At 71.4% G+C, this 13957-nt stretch carries 14 protein-coding genes; 6 read left to right on the forward strand and 8 right to left on the reverse strand.

Annotated elements, in window-relative coordinates; genetic code table 11:
* Positions 1–57: 57 nt before the first annotated feature.
* Both ACZ45E_RS00810 and ACZ45E_RS00815 read right to left on the reverse strand, forming a co-directional pair.
* Positions 58–1875 (reverse strand): bifunctional sugar phosphate isomerase/epimerase/4-hydroxyphenylpyruvate dioxygenase family protein, encoded by a 1818-nt coding sequence (locus tag ACZ45E_RS00810; protein ID WP_468214847.1) that lies wholly within the window; start codon positions 1873–1875, stop codon positions 58–60.
* Positions 1876–1927: 52 nt separating this feature from the next.
* Positions 1928–2830 (reverse strand): shikimate dehydrogenase, encoded by a 903-nt coding sequence (locus ACZ45E_RS00815; protein ID WP_468214849.1) that lies wholly within the window; start codon positions 2828–2830, stop codon positions 1928–1930.
* A gap of 165 nt (positions 2831–2995) precedes the next feature.
* On the opposite strand from ACZ45E_RS00815, the gene ACZ45E_RS00820 reads away from it, so the two are divergent.
* Both ACZ45E_RS00820 and ACZ45E_RS00825 read left to right on the forward strand, forming a co-directional pair.
* Positions 2996–3664, forward strand: coding sequence for a TetR/AcrR family transcriptional regulator (locus tag ACZ45E_RS00820; RefSeq protein WP_468214852.1), 669 nt, complete (start codon positions 2996–2998; stop codon positions 3662–3664).
* Positions 3665–3841: 177 nt separating this feature from the next.
* Complete coding sequence (locus ACZ45E_RS00825) at positions 3842–5203, forward strand: MFS transporter (RefSeq protein ID WP_468214854.1); 1362 nt, start codon at positions 3842–3844, stop codon at positions 5201–5203.
* Between the two features lie 61 nt (positions 5204–5264).
* On the opposite strand, the gene ACZ45E_RS00830 is transcribed toward ACZ45E_RS00825, so the two are convergent.
* Positions 5265–6653, reverse strand: a complete 1389-nt coding sequence (locus ACZ45E_RS00830; protein ID WP_468214857.1) for an MFS transporter — start codon at positions 6651–6653, stop codon at positions 5265–5267.
* A gap of 157 nt (positions 6654–6810) precedes the next feature.
* Positions 6811–7686: a LysR substrate-binding domain-containing protein gene (locus ACZ45E_RS00835; RefSeq protein WP_468214858.1), complete on the reverse strand. Its 876-nt coding sequence runs from the start codon at positions 7684–7686 to the stop codon at positions 6811–6813.
* Between the two features lie 135 nt (positions 7687–7821).
* Between ACZ45E_RS00835 and ACZ45E_RS00840 the strand changes: the two genes are divergently transcribed.
* Together ACZ45E_RS00840 and kdgD are read left to right on the forward strand one after the other, a co-directional pair.
* Positions 7822–8994 carry an L-talarate/galactarate dehydratase gene (locus ACZ45E_RS00840; RefSeq protein ID WP_468214860.1) on the forward strand — a complete coding sequence of 391 codons (1173 nt, stop codon included), beginning with the start codon at positions 7822–7824 and terminating at the stop codon, positions 8992–8994.
* Positions 8995–9038: 44 nt separating this feature from the next.
* Positions 9039–9992, forward strand: a complete 954-nt coding sequence (gene kdgD / locus ACZ45E_RS00845; RefSeq protein ID WP_468214862.1) for a 5-dehydro-4-deoxyglucarate dehydratase — start codon at positions 9039–9041, stop codon at positions 9990–9992.
* Here the strand turns inward: kdgD and ACZ45E_RS00850 are convergent.
* The gene (locus ACZ45E_RS00850; RefSeq protein WP_468214865.1) at positions 9934–10254 is read right to left on the reverse strand and encodes a YkvA family protein; all 321 of its coding nucleotides are present in this window, start codon (positions 10252–10254) and stop codon (positions 9934–9936) included. The genes kdgD and ACZ45E_RS00850 overlap by 59 nt on opposite strands.
* A 40-nt stretch (positions 10255–10294) precedes the next feature.
* The gene (locus ACZ45E_RS00855; RefSeq protein ID WP_468214868.1) at positions 10295–11089 is read right to left on the reverse strand and encodes an SDR family NAD(P)-dependent oxidoreductase; all 795 of its coding nucleotides are present in this window, start codon (positions 11087–11089) and stop codon (positions 10295–10297) included.
* Between the two features lie 66 nt (positions 11090–11155).
* Here ACZ45E_RS00855 and ACZ45E_RS00860 point away from each other — a divergent pair, with 66 nt between their 5' ends.
* Positions 11156–11371: a hypothetical protein gene (locus ACZ45E_RS00860; RefSeq protein ID WP_468214869.1), complete on the forward strand. Its 216-nt coding sequence runs from the start codon at positions 11156–11158 to the stop codon at positions 11369–11371.
* A gap of 32 nt (positions 11372–11403) precedes the next feature.
* Here the strand turns inward: ACZ45E_RS00860 and ACZ45E_RS00865 are convergent, their stop codons facing one another.
* Together ACZ45E_RS00865 and ACZ45E_RS00870 are read right to left on the reverse strand one after the other, a co-directional pair.
* On the reverse strand, positions 11404–11910 hold the full coding sequence (locus tag ACZ45E_RS00865; RefSeq protein ID WP_468214870.1) for a DUF5709 domain-containing protein: 507 nt from the start codon (positions 11908–11910) through the stop codon (positions 11404–11406).
* A gap of 91 nt (positions 11911–12001) precedes the next feature.
* Complete coding sequence (locus tag ACZ45E_RS00870) at positions 12002–12418, reverse strand: hypothetical protein (RefSeq protein ID WP_468214873.1); 417 nt, start codon at positions 12416–12418, stop codon at positions 12002–12004.
* An 85-nt stretch (positions 12419–12503) separates the two neighbouring features.
* Here ACZ45E_RS00870 and ACZ45E_RS00875 point away from each other — a divergent pair, with 85 nt between their 5' ends.
* On the forward strand, positions 12504–13829 hold the full coding sequence (locus ACZ45E_RS00875) for an SLC13 family permease (RefSeq protein WP_468214874.1): 1326 nt from the start codon (positions 12504–12506) through the stop codon (positions 13827–13829).
* Positions 13830–13957: the final 128 nt, after the last annotated feature.

Here is a 13957-nt window from a genome sequence, read left to right on the forward strand (position 1 = left end):
CGTCGTTTCTTGAGCGTATGCCGGTTCTCTTGGGGTCAGATGAGATCGCGGTGCTCGTTATCCGATCGCAGTCCGTGGCACCGCCCCCGATCCGTGCTGGGCCGCGAGCCGCACGGGGGCGTTCTGCGCGCCGTACCCGCGGTAGCCCGTGGAGCGCTGGGTCAGTTCGAAGAAGACGCGGCCCAGGGTGTGCGTGTAGCAGTGCCGGAAGACACCGTGGCTGTCCCGGTCGTAGAGGATGTCGAGCTCCTGGTACGTCTCCAGCTCGCCCGGGGCGAACTCGTACCGTGCGGCGAGGTCGTCGTAGTAGTTGGCCGGCATGGGCAGCAGGTGTCCGCCGGCCGCGCGGAAGCGGCGGGCCGCCGCGACGACGTCGTCGGTGGCGAGGGCGATGTGCTGGGCGCGGGCGTGCTCGTCGCCGGGGGCCGGGCCGACGCCGAGGGCGATGCGGACGGCGCCGTCGGCGCTGGTGAAGGCGCGGCTGCGGAGCAGTCCGTAGGGGTCGGCGACGTCGACGCTCTGCTGGGCGTCGAGGCCGAGGACGCCCCGGTGGAACAGGGTCGCCTCGTCGAACTGGTGCCAGGGCTGGCTCAGTGCGAGGTGGTCGATGCCGCGGACGCCGGTGTCTTCGTCCGGCTGTTCGCCGGTGGGCGTGAAGTCGCCGGTCCAGCTGGGGAGCCCTGGCCGGTCGGTGGCGCAGAAGAAGAGTTCGGTGCCGTCGGGGGCGGCGACGGCGTCGAGCAGGACGTCACCGGTGGAGCGGCGGCGCGGCAGCACGGGCGCGAGCAGCGCCTCGGCGCGGCGGGCGGCGGCGGCCGGGTCGGGGGTCTCCAGGCCGACGGCGGCGAGGACCGTGCCGTCGCGGCGGGCGCCGGGCCCGGTGTTGAGCAGGACGCGGGCGGCGCCCTGCTCCCACAGGTCGACCGGTTTGCCGCGGTGGCGTCCGGTGCGGGTGAAGCCGAGCGCGGTCAGCAGGGCGGCGGCGGGTTCTACGTCGGGGGTGACGACTTCGGCGAACGCGACCCCCGTGGGCGCGGCGGCAGGCGGCAACTCCCCTTCGCCGACGGCTCCTTGGAGGACGAGGAGGGAGCGCAGGGCGTCCACGGCCGTGGGCCCCGCCTCGGCCTGGCGGAAGACGTCGTTGAACACTTCCAGGGAGAGCGGCCCCGCGTAGCCGGTACGCAGCACCTGGCGCAGCAACCCCGCGACGTCGAGGTCGCCCTGGCCGGGGAAGCAGCGGTAGTGGCGGCTCCACTGGAGGATGTCCATGGCGAGCAGGGGCGCGTCGGCGAGCTGGAGGAAGAAAACCTTGTCGCCGGGGATGTCCGCGATGCCTTCGAGGTCCTTGGGGTCGCGGCTGCGGGAGAGGATGTGGAAGCTGTCGAGGCAGGTGCCGAGGGCCGGGTGGTCGGCGGCCTCGACGATGCGCCAGGCGTGGTCGTAGGTGTTGACGTGGCGGCCCCAGGCGAGCGCCTCGTAGGCGACGCGGACCCCGGAGTCGGCGGCGAGCTCGGCGAGTTGCCGCAGTTGCCGGGTGGCGAGGGCGTCGTCGTCCACCGCGTGCGGGGAGACGCTGGAGCAGACGAGGACGGTGTCCGCGCCGAGGCGCCGCGCCACGCGGAACTTGTGCTCGGCGCGGCGCAGGTTGTCGGCGAACAGGTCGGCGGGCACGGCCTCGATGTCGCGCACCGGCTGGTACAGGTCGATGCCCAGGCCGAGATCGGCGCAGAGGCCGCGGATCTCCTCGGGGGTGAGGGGGCTGGCGAGCAGGTCGTTCTCGAAGATCTCGACGCCGTCGAACCCGGCGCGGGCGGCGGCGGTGAGCTTCTCGGTGAGCGACCCGCTGAGCGAGACGGTGGCGATGGAGGTGCGCACGACGGACTCCTGTGGGGGTTCGGGACGGCTGGTGGGCTCGACGGAGGTGCGGTCAGCTGGTCCTCGCCGCCGCCCCCGAGCTCCTCAGCTCGCCGTCCGGTGAGGTGAGCCGGGCGAAGTGGTCGAGCATCCGCCCGGCGTCCGGCTCGCGCCCGGTGAAGAGCCGGAACGCGTCGACGGCCTGGAAGACCGCCATGCCGCCGCCGTCGAGCACCGCGCAGCCGAGGGCGCGGGCGGTGCGCAGCAGTTCGGTCTCCAGGGGCCGGTACACGACCTCGGCGACCCACAGGCCGGGGTGCAGCAGGGCGGCGGGGAACGGCAGTCCTGGGTGTGCGGCCATGCCGGTCGGGGTGGCGTGGACGATGCCGTCGGCGCCGGCGAGCAGGGCGGCGAGCGCGTCGGGCGTGGCGGCGGATGCGCGTCCGGCGCCGAAGTGCTGTTCGAGGGAGGCGGCCAGCGCGGCGGCCCGCTCGGGCGCCGCGTCGACGAGGGTGATCCGGCCGGCGCCGAGGGTGAGTACGGCGTGTGCGACGGCGGCGCCCGCTCCCCCGGCGCCCAGTTGCACCACGTGGTCCATGCGGGCCTCGGGCAGGCCGCGGGCGAAGGAGGCGGCGAACCCGGTGACGTCCGTGTTGTGGCCGGTGGCGCGGCCGTCCGCGATCACCACGGTGTTGACGGCGCCGAGCGCCTCGGCCCCCGGTGACAGGGCGTCGAGGTGCTCGATGACGAGTTGCTTGCACGGGTGGGTGATGTTCAGCCCGTCGAAGCCGAGGTCGCGGGCGGCGCGCAGCAGTTCTCCCACGCCGTCCGGGCGCAGGCCGAGGGTGTCGATGTCGAGGAGGCGGTAGAGGTAGCGCAGCCCCTGCCGGTCGGCCTCGCGCTCGTGCAGGGCGGGGGTGAGCGAGGGGCCGATCCCGGCTCCGATCAGGCCGACGAGATACGAGTCCTGGGGCACGTGGGACCTCCTGGCCGGGTGGGGATCCGGCGCTAATGTACGAACTGGTTCGTTACTCATATCAAGTCGAGCGCCGCGAGGGAAGGGCCGCGCCAGGAGCCGCCTCGCGTTCTGCTTCTACAATCACCTGCACAGGCCCGCCGTCCGCCCGCCCGAAGGATCCTGATGACCACTGTCGAAGAACCGGCGCGACGCGAGGGCCGCATCCGCGACGCGGCCCGTACGAAGGCCGAGATCCTCACGGTCGCCACCGAGGAGTTCGCCCGCGCCGGGTACACCGGGGCGCGCGTCGACGAGATCGCCGCCCGCACCCGCACCACGAAGCGGATGATCTATTACTACTTCGGCGGCAAGGAGCAGCTGTTCACGGCCGTCCTGGAGCGTTCGTACGCGGTGATCCGGCACGCGGAGCGGGATCTGGACGTCGAGCACCTCGACCCGGTCGCCGCGATCCGCCGGCTCGCCGAGCTGACCTTCGACCACCACGAGGCCCACCCGGACTTCATACGGCTCGTCAGCATCGAGAACATTCACGACGCCGAGCACATCGCCGCCTCCGAGACGCTGAGTTCCCTCAACTCGCCCGCCATCGACGTGATCCGGCGGATCCTGGAGGCGGGCCGCTCGCAGGGGCTTTTCACGGCGGACGTGGACGCCGTCGACCTGCACGCGATGATCAGTTCGTTCTGCTTCTTCCGGGTCTCCAACCGGCATACGTTCGGCGCCCTGTTCGGCCGCGACCTGACCGCAGGCGACCGGCGCGAGCACTACCGCACCATGCTCGGCGACATGGTCATCGCCTATCTGACGGCGGAGCGCCCGGCAGGCCGGTGAGCACCCACCGGCGCCGCACGACCTCTTGACAGGCGGGAAACACCGGCGCAACATCCGTAGCCACCCGCTACTAACTATCCAGTGGGTTAATTAGCCGGACGCGCTTCCGGCCCGCCGACCCGCTCACCCCACCGGGCCCCGGCACCTCTCCCCTTCCCGTCCCCCGAAGGAGCCCGTGTGTCCGTCCCCGCCGCGCCGCCCCGCACCCCGCAGGGCCAACCGCGCAAGGCCGCGCTCGCCGCTTGGATCGGCAGCGCCCTGGAGTACTACGACTTCTTCATCTACGGCAGCGCCGCCGCGCTGGTCTTCCCGAAGGTGTTCTTCGACGAGTCGGACCCGGCGAACGCGACGCTGCTCTCGCTCGCCACGTTCGGTGTCGCCTACGCCGCACGCCCGGTCGGCGCGTTCTTCCTCGGCCATGTCGGCGACCGGCTCGGCCGCCGCAAGATCATGGTGTTCACGCTGGTCCTGATGGGCCTCTCGACGTTCCTCATCGGCTGTCTGCCCTCGCGCGGCCAGGTCGGCGCCCTCGCCCCCGTGCTGCTGGTCCTGTGCCGGGTGCTCCAGGGCATCTCGGCCGCCGGTGAACAGGCAAGCGCCGGATCGATGACGCTGGAGCACGCCCCCGCGCACCACCGCGCCTACTTCACGAGTTTCACGCTCAGCGGCACCCAGGCCGGGCAGCTCCTGGCCACCCTGGTCTTCCTGCCGATCGCGGCCCTGCCGGAGGACCAGCTCCTGTCGTGGGGCTGGCGTGTCCCGTTCTGGCTGAGCGTCGTGGTCGCCGTCGTCGGCTACGTCATCCGTCGCACGCTGCACGAGACCCCGGAGTTCTCCCGCCAGTCCGCCGCCTCGGACGGGGTGGCGCGGCTGCCGCTGGTGGTGCTGGTGCGCGACCACTGGGCGGACGTGCTGCGGGTGATCGGGGGCGCGCTCGTCGCGTCGGTCAGCACGATCTTCACCGTGTGGGCGCTGTCCTACGCGACGAGCGACGCGGTCGGCATGGACCGGTCGGCGATGCTCTGGGTCGGCGCCCTCGCCAACGTCGTGGCGCTCGGCGCGATCCCGCTCTGGGCCCGCCTCGCCGACCGCGTCGGCCGCCGTCCCGTCTATCTGACCGGCGCCGTGGGCAGCGCCCTGCTGATGTTCGGCTACCTCTGGGCGATCTCGACGGGCTCCTACCCGCTGACGTTCCTCTTCGGCATCCTCGCCTTCGGCGTCGTCTACAGCGCGGCGAACGCGGTGTGGCCGTCGTTCTACGGCGAGATGTTCCCGACGCGGGTGCGCCTGTCCGGCATGGCGATCGGCACCCAGATCGGTTTCGCCGTGGCCGGGTTCGCGGTGACGTTCGCGGCGCGGATCGCGGGGCCCGACGGCGCCGACTGGTTCGCGGTGGCGCTGTTCACGGCCGCGCTGTGCGTGCCGCCGGTGATCGCGGGTGTCACGGCGCGGGAGACCCACAAGGTGCCGACGGAGCAGCTCGGCGAGCGGCGGCCCGTGGCCGCGGAGGCCGAGGACGCGCGGCCGGTGGGGGTCTGAGGGGCAAAGACGGCGAGGGCGGGCCGTGTCCTACGGCCCGCCCTCGCTGTCGCGGTGGTCGTCAGACGGCCTGGGGGGTGCGCGGGGCGCCCGCGTTCTCGAGTTCGCCCAGGTCGAGCCGTTCGATGTCCTTGACGATGACGGCGTAGCTGACGACGGCCAGGGCCGCGCAGACGCTGACGAAGGCGAGGGCCAGGTCGAAGGAGCCGGTGGCGTCGATGAGGTAGCCGACGACCAGGGGCGTGACGATGCCGGCGACGGCTCCGAAGGCGTTGAAGACGCCGCCCGCGAGGCCCGCGATCTGCTTGGGGGCGACATCGCCGATCACGGCCCAGCCGAGGGCGCCGAGCCCCTTGCCGAAGAAGGCGAGCGACATGATGAGGACGACGAGCCAGGACGCTGTCACGTAGTTGCAGACCATGATGGTGGTGGAGAGCAGCAGACCCGTGATGATGGGGATCTTCCGGGCCCTGGTGAGGCTGACGCCGCGCCGGGCGAGCAGGTCGGAGAGGTAGCCGCCGAGGACGCCGCCGGTGAACCCGCACAGGGCGGGCAGTGACGCCACGAACCCCGCTTCGAGGATGCTCATGCCGCGCTCCTGGACCAGGTAGACGGGGAACCAGGTCAGGAAGAACCACGTGATGGTGTTGATGAAGTACTGGCCGACGAAGATGCCGAGCAGGTTGCGGTTGGTCAGCAGCGTCTTGAGGTGGCGCAGACCGCCGTCGTGTCCGGCCGCGGCCGTCGCGGGGCTGTCCATGTCGATCAGCGCGCCGCCGGCGCCTATGTGGTCGAGTTCGGCGGACGTCATGCGGGGGTGGCTGCGCGGCGGGTGGATGACCCGGGTCCAGATCAGCGCCAGGACGACACCGACCCCGCCGATCACGGTGAAGACGTGCTCCCAGCCCAGGGCCGTCACCAGCCAGCCCATGAGGGGGGCGAAGGCGACGGTGGCGAAGTACTGCGCGGAGTTGAACAGCGCGGACGCGAAGCCGCGCTCCTTCGTCGGGAACCAGGCGGCGACGATACGGGAGTTGCCCGGGAACGAGGGGGCTTCGGCGAAGCCGACGACGAACCGCAGGACGAACAGCAGCACGACCGCGGCGCCCGAGAAGAACCCGATGGCGCCCTGCGCCATGGTGAACACGGACCACAGGAAGATGGCCACGCCGTAGACCCTCTTCGAGCCGAAGCGGTCGAGCAGCCAGCCGCCCGGGATCTGCGCGATGAGGTACGACCACGAGAACGCGGAGAAGAGCAGGCCCAGCTCTCCGGAGCTGATGCCCAGGTCCTTCTGCATGGTGTCGCCGGCGATCGACAGGGTGGACCGGTCCGCGTAGTTGATGGTCGTGACCACGAAGAGCATGGCCAGAATGGCGTACCGGAGGCGGCCGGTTCTGGTGGGGGCAGCTGAAGTCACCGGGGCGTCCTGCCGGTTGGGCGCTGTCATTGCGGTCGTTCTCCTAGACCTGGAGGGGCGGCGGCTCTGCCGCGTGTGGTCCGAGCCACATGACCAGTGGCTGGAGTTGACCGTAGGTTCGCCGCCCATTCCCGTCTAGATCGATTTTTGTAGGCTGCGATACCTTCCTTGCATGATCGACGCCGGATCAGAGGTGCTGGAGCAGGGCGTGCAGCGCGGGGTTGTCGTTGGTTCTCCGCCACGCCAGGTGCAGCTCGACCGGGGTGGGGTCGGGCAGTTCGAGCGTTCTGAACGTGATGCCGGAGAAGCGCATCTGCGCGGCCGCCTCCGGTACGAAGGCGATGCCCCAGCCCGCGTTGACCATGGCGAGCAGGCTGTGCACCTGGCTGAGGTACTGGGTGAACCGGGGCGTGACCCGTGCCGTGCGGAAGACGCTGACCAGCAGTTCGTGGAAGTACCGCGCCTCGACCGGCGAGTACATGAGCACCTCCTGCCCGTCGAACTCGCGCATCCGCAACGGCGCTTCGCCCTCGGCCAGCGGATGGTCCAGCGGCACGGCCGCGAGCAGGCCCTCCTGGAGGGCGGGCCGGGTCACGAGGTCGGGGCCGGTGCTGGAGGGGCGGATCATGCCGAGGTCGAGGGAGCCGTCGGCGATGGCCTCCAGCTGGTCGCGGGTCACCTTCTCGCGCAGCACGATCTCCGTACCCGGCATGACCGAGCGGGCGACCTCCAGGAGGGTGCCGAGCGCGGAGTAGGCGCCGGCCGCGGTGAAGCCGACGGCGATGGCCCCGGCCTCGCCCGCGGAGACCTGTTTCGCGGCCAGCGTGGCGGCCTCGGTCTGGCGCAGGATGGTGCGCGCCTCATGGAGGAAGGCCCGGCCCGCCGGGGTGAGCCGGACCGTGCGGTTGGTGCGGTCGAGGAGCTGTACGCCCAACTCGTGCTCCAGGAGCTGGATCTGGCGGCTCAGGGGCGGCTGTGTCATCCGCAGCCGTTCGGCGGCCCGTGTGAAGTGCAGTTCCTCGGCGACGGCCACAAAACCCACGAGCTGAGCGAGCGTGAACAACGATGCCCTCCGGGTATCAACGCATCCAAAAACTATGTTTGACGTGGATCAATCGCCGACCTTAGCGTCAAGGACATCAACGGCGAGCCCTCCCACCCCGCCGTCCGCACATCCCAGGAACACGAAGTGGTGACCATGAAGCACGCAGCCACCCCCGTCGCCGACCTCCGGGGCGAGGCCACTCTCGACTCGATCGCCTGGATCAAGCTCTCCTCGGTCGCCCTGCCGCTGGCCACGCCGATCAGTGACGCCAAGGTGCTCACCGGCCGCCAGAAGCCGATGACCGAAGTCGCCTTCCTGTTCGCGGAGATCGAGACCGCGCAGGGGCGGACGGGTATCGGTTTCAGCTACTCCAAGCGCGCCGGCGGCCCGGCCCAGTTCGCCCACGCCAAGGAGATAGCGGACAACCTGATCGGCGAGGACCCGAGCGACATCGGCCGGCTGTGGACCAAGCTGGTGTGGGCCGGCGCCTCCGTGGGCCGCAGCGGCGTCGCCACCCAGGCCATCGCCGCGCTCGACATCGCCCTGTGGGACCTCAAGGCCAAGCGGGCCGGTCTGCCGCTGGCCAAACTCCTGGGCGCGCACCGCGACTCGGTGCGCTGCTACAACACCTCCGGCGGCTTTCTGCACACCCCCACCGAACAGGTCCTGGACAACGCCACGGCGTCGCTGGCGCACGGCATCGGCGGCATCAAGATCAAGGTGGGGCACCCGGACGGCCGGCAGGACCTGCGCCGCCTCACCGCCGTACGCGAACACATCGGTGACGACGTGCCGTTGATGGTCGACGCGAACCAGCAGTGGGACCGGCCGACCGCCCAGCGGATGGGCCGCGCCATGGAGGAGTTCGGCCTCGTCTGGATCGAGGAGCCGCTCGACGCGTACGACGCCCAGGGGCACGCGGCGCTCGCCGCCTCGCTGGACACACCCGTCGCCACCGGCGAGATGCTGGCGTCCGTCGCCGAGCACTACGAGCTCATCCGGCAGAACGCCGCCGACATCATCCAGCCCGACGCCCCGCGCATCGGCGGCATCACGCAGTTCCTGAAGCTGGCCGCCCTCGCCGACCACCACCACCTGCAACTCGCACCGCACTTCGCCATGGAGATCCACCTCCACCTGGCCGCCGCCTACCCGATCGAGCCGTGGGTGGAGCACTTCGACTGGCTGGAGCCGCTGTTCGAGGAGCGGCTGACGATCAGCGACGGCCGGATGCACGTCCCGGCGCGGCCCGGTCTCGGCATCACCCTCACCGACCAGGCCCGCGCCTGGACCCAGGGCACCCACGAGGTGGGCAAGCGCGCCTGACCCGGTCCCGCCCTCCTCCCCTTCCTCCTCCGGAGCACCCCACCATGACGTCCTTCACCCCGTCGGAGCTCGGCCGCCGCATCGGCTCGGGCCTGCTCTCCTTCCCCGTCACGCACTTCGACGCCGACCTGTCCTTCGCCGAGGACGCCTACCGCGCCAACATCGAGCGGCTGTCCACGTACGAGGTCGGCGGCCTCTTCGCGGCCGGTGGCACCGGCGAGTTCTTCTCGCTGACCGCCGCCGAGACCGAGCAGGTGGTGCGCGCGGCCGTGCAGGCCGCACCGGCGGGCACCCCCATCCTGGCGCCGGCCGGGTACGGCACCCGGACCGCGATCGAGTACGCCCGGGCCGCCGAACGCGCGGGCGCCCACGGCATCCTGCTCTTCCCGCCCTACCTCACCGAGGCCGACCAGGAGGGGCTCGCCCAGCACGTCGAGGCGGTCTGCCGCGCCACGAGGCTCGGCGTCATCGTGTACGGCCGCGCCAACGCCGTCTACAGCGCCGGCACGCTCGCCCGGCTCGCCGACTCGTGCCCGAACCTCATCGGGTACAAGGACGGCATCGGGGACATCGACGCCATGACCCGGATCTACACGCGGCTCGGCGAACGCCTCACGTACGTCGGCGGTCTGCCCACCGCGGAGACGTTCGCCCTGCCCTACCTCGAACTCGGCGTCACCACCTACTCGTCCGCCATCTTCAACTTCCTGCCCGAGTTCGCCCTCGACTTCTACGGAGCGGTACGCGACCGGCGCCACGGCACCGTCATCGAGTACCTCCGCGACTTCGTGCTGCCGTACACCGAGATCCGCAACCGGCGGGGCGGCTACGCGGTCAGCATCGTCAAGGCGGGCATGACCGCCACCGGCCACGGCGCCGGTCCTGTCCGCCCGCCGCTGACCGACCTGACCGCGGCGGAGCTGGCCGAACTGACCGCGCTCATCGAGGGCGTGCCCGCACCTCGTGCTCAGGACCGGGCCGGCTCCGTCCCGGCGTGACGGCGCGCGCCGCGGAGTGCAGCGACTTCAGCGCGACGAGGAGGAGCCCGATGTCGTCGAGGTAGATCGGGTCGGGGAGCAGGTCGACCGGGGAGACCGTGTAGATCACGGCGACCCAGAACAGGGCCTTGCTCCGCAGCGGGATCCCCGCGTCGACCAGGAGTCTGCGCGCCTGGAAGACGCGTACGAGGAGGTAGCCGGCGGCCACCAGCATGATGAGGGCCGCCACCGCCGCCAGGACGAACCACGTGTGGTCATCCATCAGTCCTCCACCCTTGTCCGGTCACTGTGCGGGCACCCGCTCACGGCAGGATGGAGTCCACGTACCCGCCGTCGACCCGTACCGCACCTCCTGTCGTCGCCGAAGCCTGGTCGGAGCCGAGGTAGACGACCATGTTCGCGATCTCCTCCGGCTCGATCAGGCGCTGGAGCAGCGACTGCGGCCGGTGCTCCCGCATGAAGGCGCGCTGTGCCTCGTCCCACGGCAGGTCCCGGTCCACGAGTTCGTACACGAAGTCCTCGACTCCCCCGGTGTGGGTGGGCCCGGCGAGCACCGAGTTCACGGTGACGCCCGTGCCCGCGGCCCGCTTGGCGAAGCCGCGGCTCACGGAGAGCAGGGCCGTCTTGGACATGCCGTAGTGGATCATCTCCGCGGGTACCGCGACGGCGGAGTCGCTCGCGATGAACTGCACCCGCCCCCAGCCGCGCTCCATCATGCCCGGCAGGAACATCCGGGTGAGCCGGACGCCCGCGAGGACGTTCACCTCGAAGTAGCGCCGCCACTCCTCGTCGCTGATCTCCAGCGGTTCCGCGGAGCCGAAGATCCCGAGGTTGTTGACCAGGATGTCGGTCTGCGGGAGCGCCTCGGCCACGCGCCGCGCGCCCTCCTCGGTGGCGACGTCCGCGACCACCGGCACGAAGTCGGCCCCGGGGGTCTGCGCCGCCAGCCGCGCGATGCTCTCCTCCACCCGCTCGGCCGAACGCCCGTTGACCCCCACGCGCGCGCCGGCCCGCGCCAGGCCCGTGGCGATGGCCGCCCCGATGCCCTGGGTGGAGCCGGTGACCAGCGCCGTGCGCCCCTTCAGATCGATCTGCATACGCTTCGTCCTTTCTCGGCGGGGCGCTGCCGTCCGTGTGCGGCGCACCGCGCGTCACGCGAGGATGTGGACCGGCCGGGGGCGGAGTTCCGAGACGAGGAGATCGACGCCGTGCTCATCATCGTCGCCATGGTCCTGGGCGGGATCAGCGTGGTCTGCATCGGCATCACGGCCCGCCAGTGCGCGACGGACGACGTCGCGCCGGGGCCGCCGGTGGTCGCCCTTCTGGCCGCGTTCACCTCGGTCGCGCTGATGCTCACGGCCACCGCCTACGGACACTGAACTCCGCCCGCCGTCAGAGCAGGCCGCCGTCGTCAGAGCAGGTCGTCGTCCTCGTCGACCACGTGGACGGCGGCCTCCTCGGCCGACGCCGCGCCGCCGTCGATGCCGACGTCCTCGGCCAGCATGTCCTTCTCCGCGTCCTCATGGGCGCCCTCGTCGGGTGCCACGAGGCGGCCCGCGCGCCCGTCGCCGACCTCGGCGTCGAGCGGTTCGCCCTCGCCGTCGCGCAGGTCGCCGACGTCGTCGCCCACCGCCTCGCCCGACTCCAGCGCCTCGTACTCGTCGACCACGGGGTCCGTGCGCTCCTCGGCCAGCCGCTCGTCGAGGCTCTCGCCCTCGCGCTGCTCGGCCGCGGTGGTCCCGGTGTGCTCGACGCCGAGCGGACGCTCCGGGGGCGACCACCCTTCGTCGTGCGGGTCGACGCCGCGGTCGCTCAGCATGTCCTCCGCCTCCAGGGCGCCTTCCTCGTCACGCGCCTGCGGCTCGCTCGGCTGGTAGACCTCGTCACCCATGAGCGTCTCGTCGTTCCCGTCGGTCATCCCGTGTCACCTCTTCTCCTTCTCCCCCGTCCCGGTGGGCCCCCGTCCCCGTCACGTAACCAGCCTGCGGCAGGTCACGCATGTCGGCCCCTTATCCGTTTACGCGTGGCGCAATCCCCGTCCGGACGTCGTGAGGCACCACGACGATCTGCACGTCGTCCTCGTAGACGACGCGGCCGGGGTCGGCCGAGGTCACCTTCGCCCAGCGGACGCCGTGCGCGTCGAGGATCTTCAGGTAGCCGTGGATGCGCTCGACGAGATGCGTGGCGGTCGGTTTGAACCAGGCGGTGGCGCCCGGGTTGACCTCGGGGTCGTAGACCGTGGGGTCCACCGTGGAGGGGTCGGTGTACGCCGTGTCGTACCAGGAGTTGCTGGTCCGCCGGAACCGCTCCTGCTCGGGGCTGAGCCGGCCGCTGCGGCCCAGGTTGTTCACCAGCCCGAACACGCCCTTGCCCTGGCCGTGCCGGTTCGTCTCGACTGCTTGGTAGCGCACGTATTCGATCACCATCAGGCGATCTTTTCACGCACACATTGTTGACAGGCTCATGCCTGGCGGGGAAATTGGCTGAGCCACTCATCCACTTGGAGTCGCCGTGTCCGCAGAGCTGCTCTCCATCCTCGTCCTGGCCGTCATCTTCGTGATCGCCACCACCCGCTCCGTCAACATGGGCGCCCTCGCCTTCGCCGCGGCCTTCGCGGTCGGCGGGCTCGCCGCCGACCTCGACGCCGACGCCGTGTTCGCGGGCTTCCCCGGAGACCTGTTCGTAGTCCTGGCCGGGGTCACCTATCTGTTCGCCATCGCCCGCGCCAACGGCACGACCGAGTGGCTCGTGCACGCCTCGGTCCGGCTGGTCGGCGGCCGGGTCGCGCTGATCCCGTGGGTGATGTTCGCCGTCACCGCCGCGCTCACCGCGATCGGCGCCGTCAGCCCGGGGGCGGTGGCCATCGTGGCGCCGCTGGCGCTCGGGTTCGCCGCACAGTACGGGATCAGCCCGCTGCTCATGGGGATCATGGTGGTGCACGGTGCACAGGCGGGCGGCTTCTCGCCGACCAGCGTCTACGGCTCGACGGTGAACAGCATCGTCGAGCGCGAGCACCTGCCCGGCAACGCGGGCGTCCTCTTCCTCGCGAGCCTCGTCGTGAACACGGTGGTGGCAGGCATCGTCTACACCGTGCTGATGCGGCGCGGCGGCGTCCCCGCCCGCGTACCGGAGCCCGCGGCGGCGACGGTCGGCGGCGACCCGGCCGCAGGCTCCTCAGCGGCGCAGGAACCGCCTGCGGAACCCTCGCGGAACGAGGCCCCGGCTCCGGCCGGTCCCCGCCTGGACGGCCCGCGCGCCGTCACCCTCGCGGGGCTCGTGGCCCTGATCGTCGGCGCGCTCGTCCTCGACCTCGACGTCGGCCTTACGGCCATCACGATCGCGGTCGTCCTCAGCGTCGTGTGGCCCGCGACGAGCAGGACGGCGGTCGCCGACATCTCCTGGCCGACGGTCTTCCTGATCTGCGGCGTGCTCACCTACGTCGGCGTGCTCGACGAGATGGGCACGATCGAATGGGCCGGGGAGGCCGTCGGCGACATAGGTGTCCCGCTGCTCGCCGCGCTGCTGCTCTGCTACATCGGCGCGATCGTCTCGGCGTTCGCCTCGTCCGTCGGCATCATCGGCGCGCTGATCCCGCTGGCCGTGCCGTTCCTCGCGGCGGGTGAGGTCGGCGCCGTGGGCATGGTGGCGGCGCTCGCCGTCTCGGCGACCGTGGTCGACGTCAGCCCGTTCTCCACGAACGGGGCGCTGGTGCTCGCCAACGCGGAGGACGTCGACCGGGACCGCTTCTTCCGGCAGCTGATGCTCTACGGGGCGGCGGTCGTGGTCGTCGCCCCCGCCGTGGTCTGGCTGGCGTTCGTGGTGCCGGGCCTCGGCTGAGAGGTGGTGGCGCGGCGCGAACGCAGGGTGCGCCGTCCCGGCCACCCTGTCCAGCCGAGTCGTCCGCTTCGGGGACAACGGCGTACCCCGTGGGGTGGCGCTGTCCGCCGCCCCCTTACGGATCTTGC

The organism is Streptomyces sp. NPDC030991, from assembly GCF_055571235.1.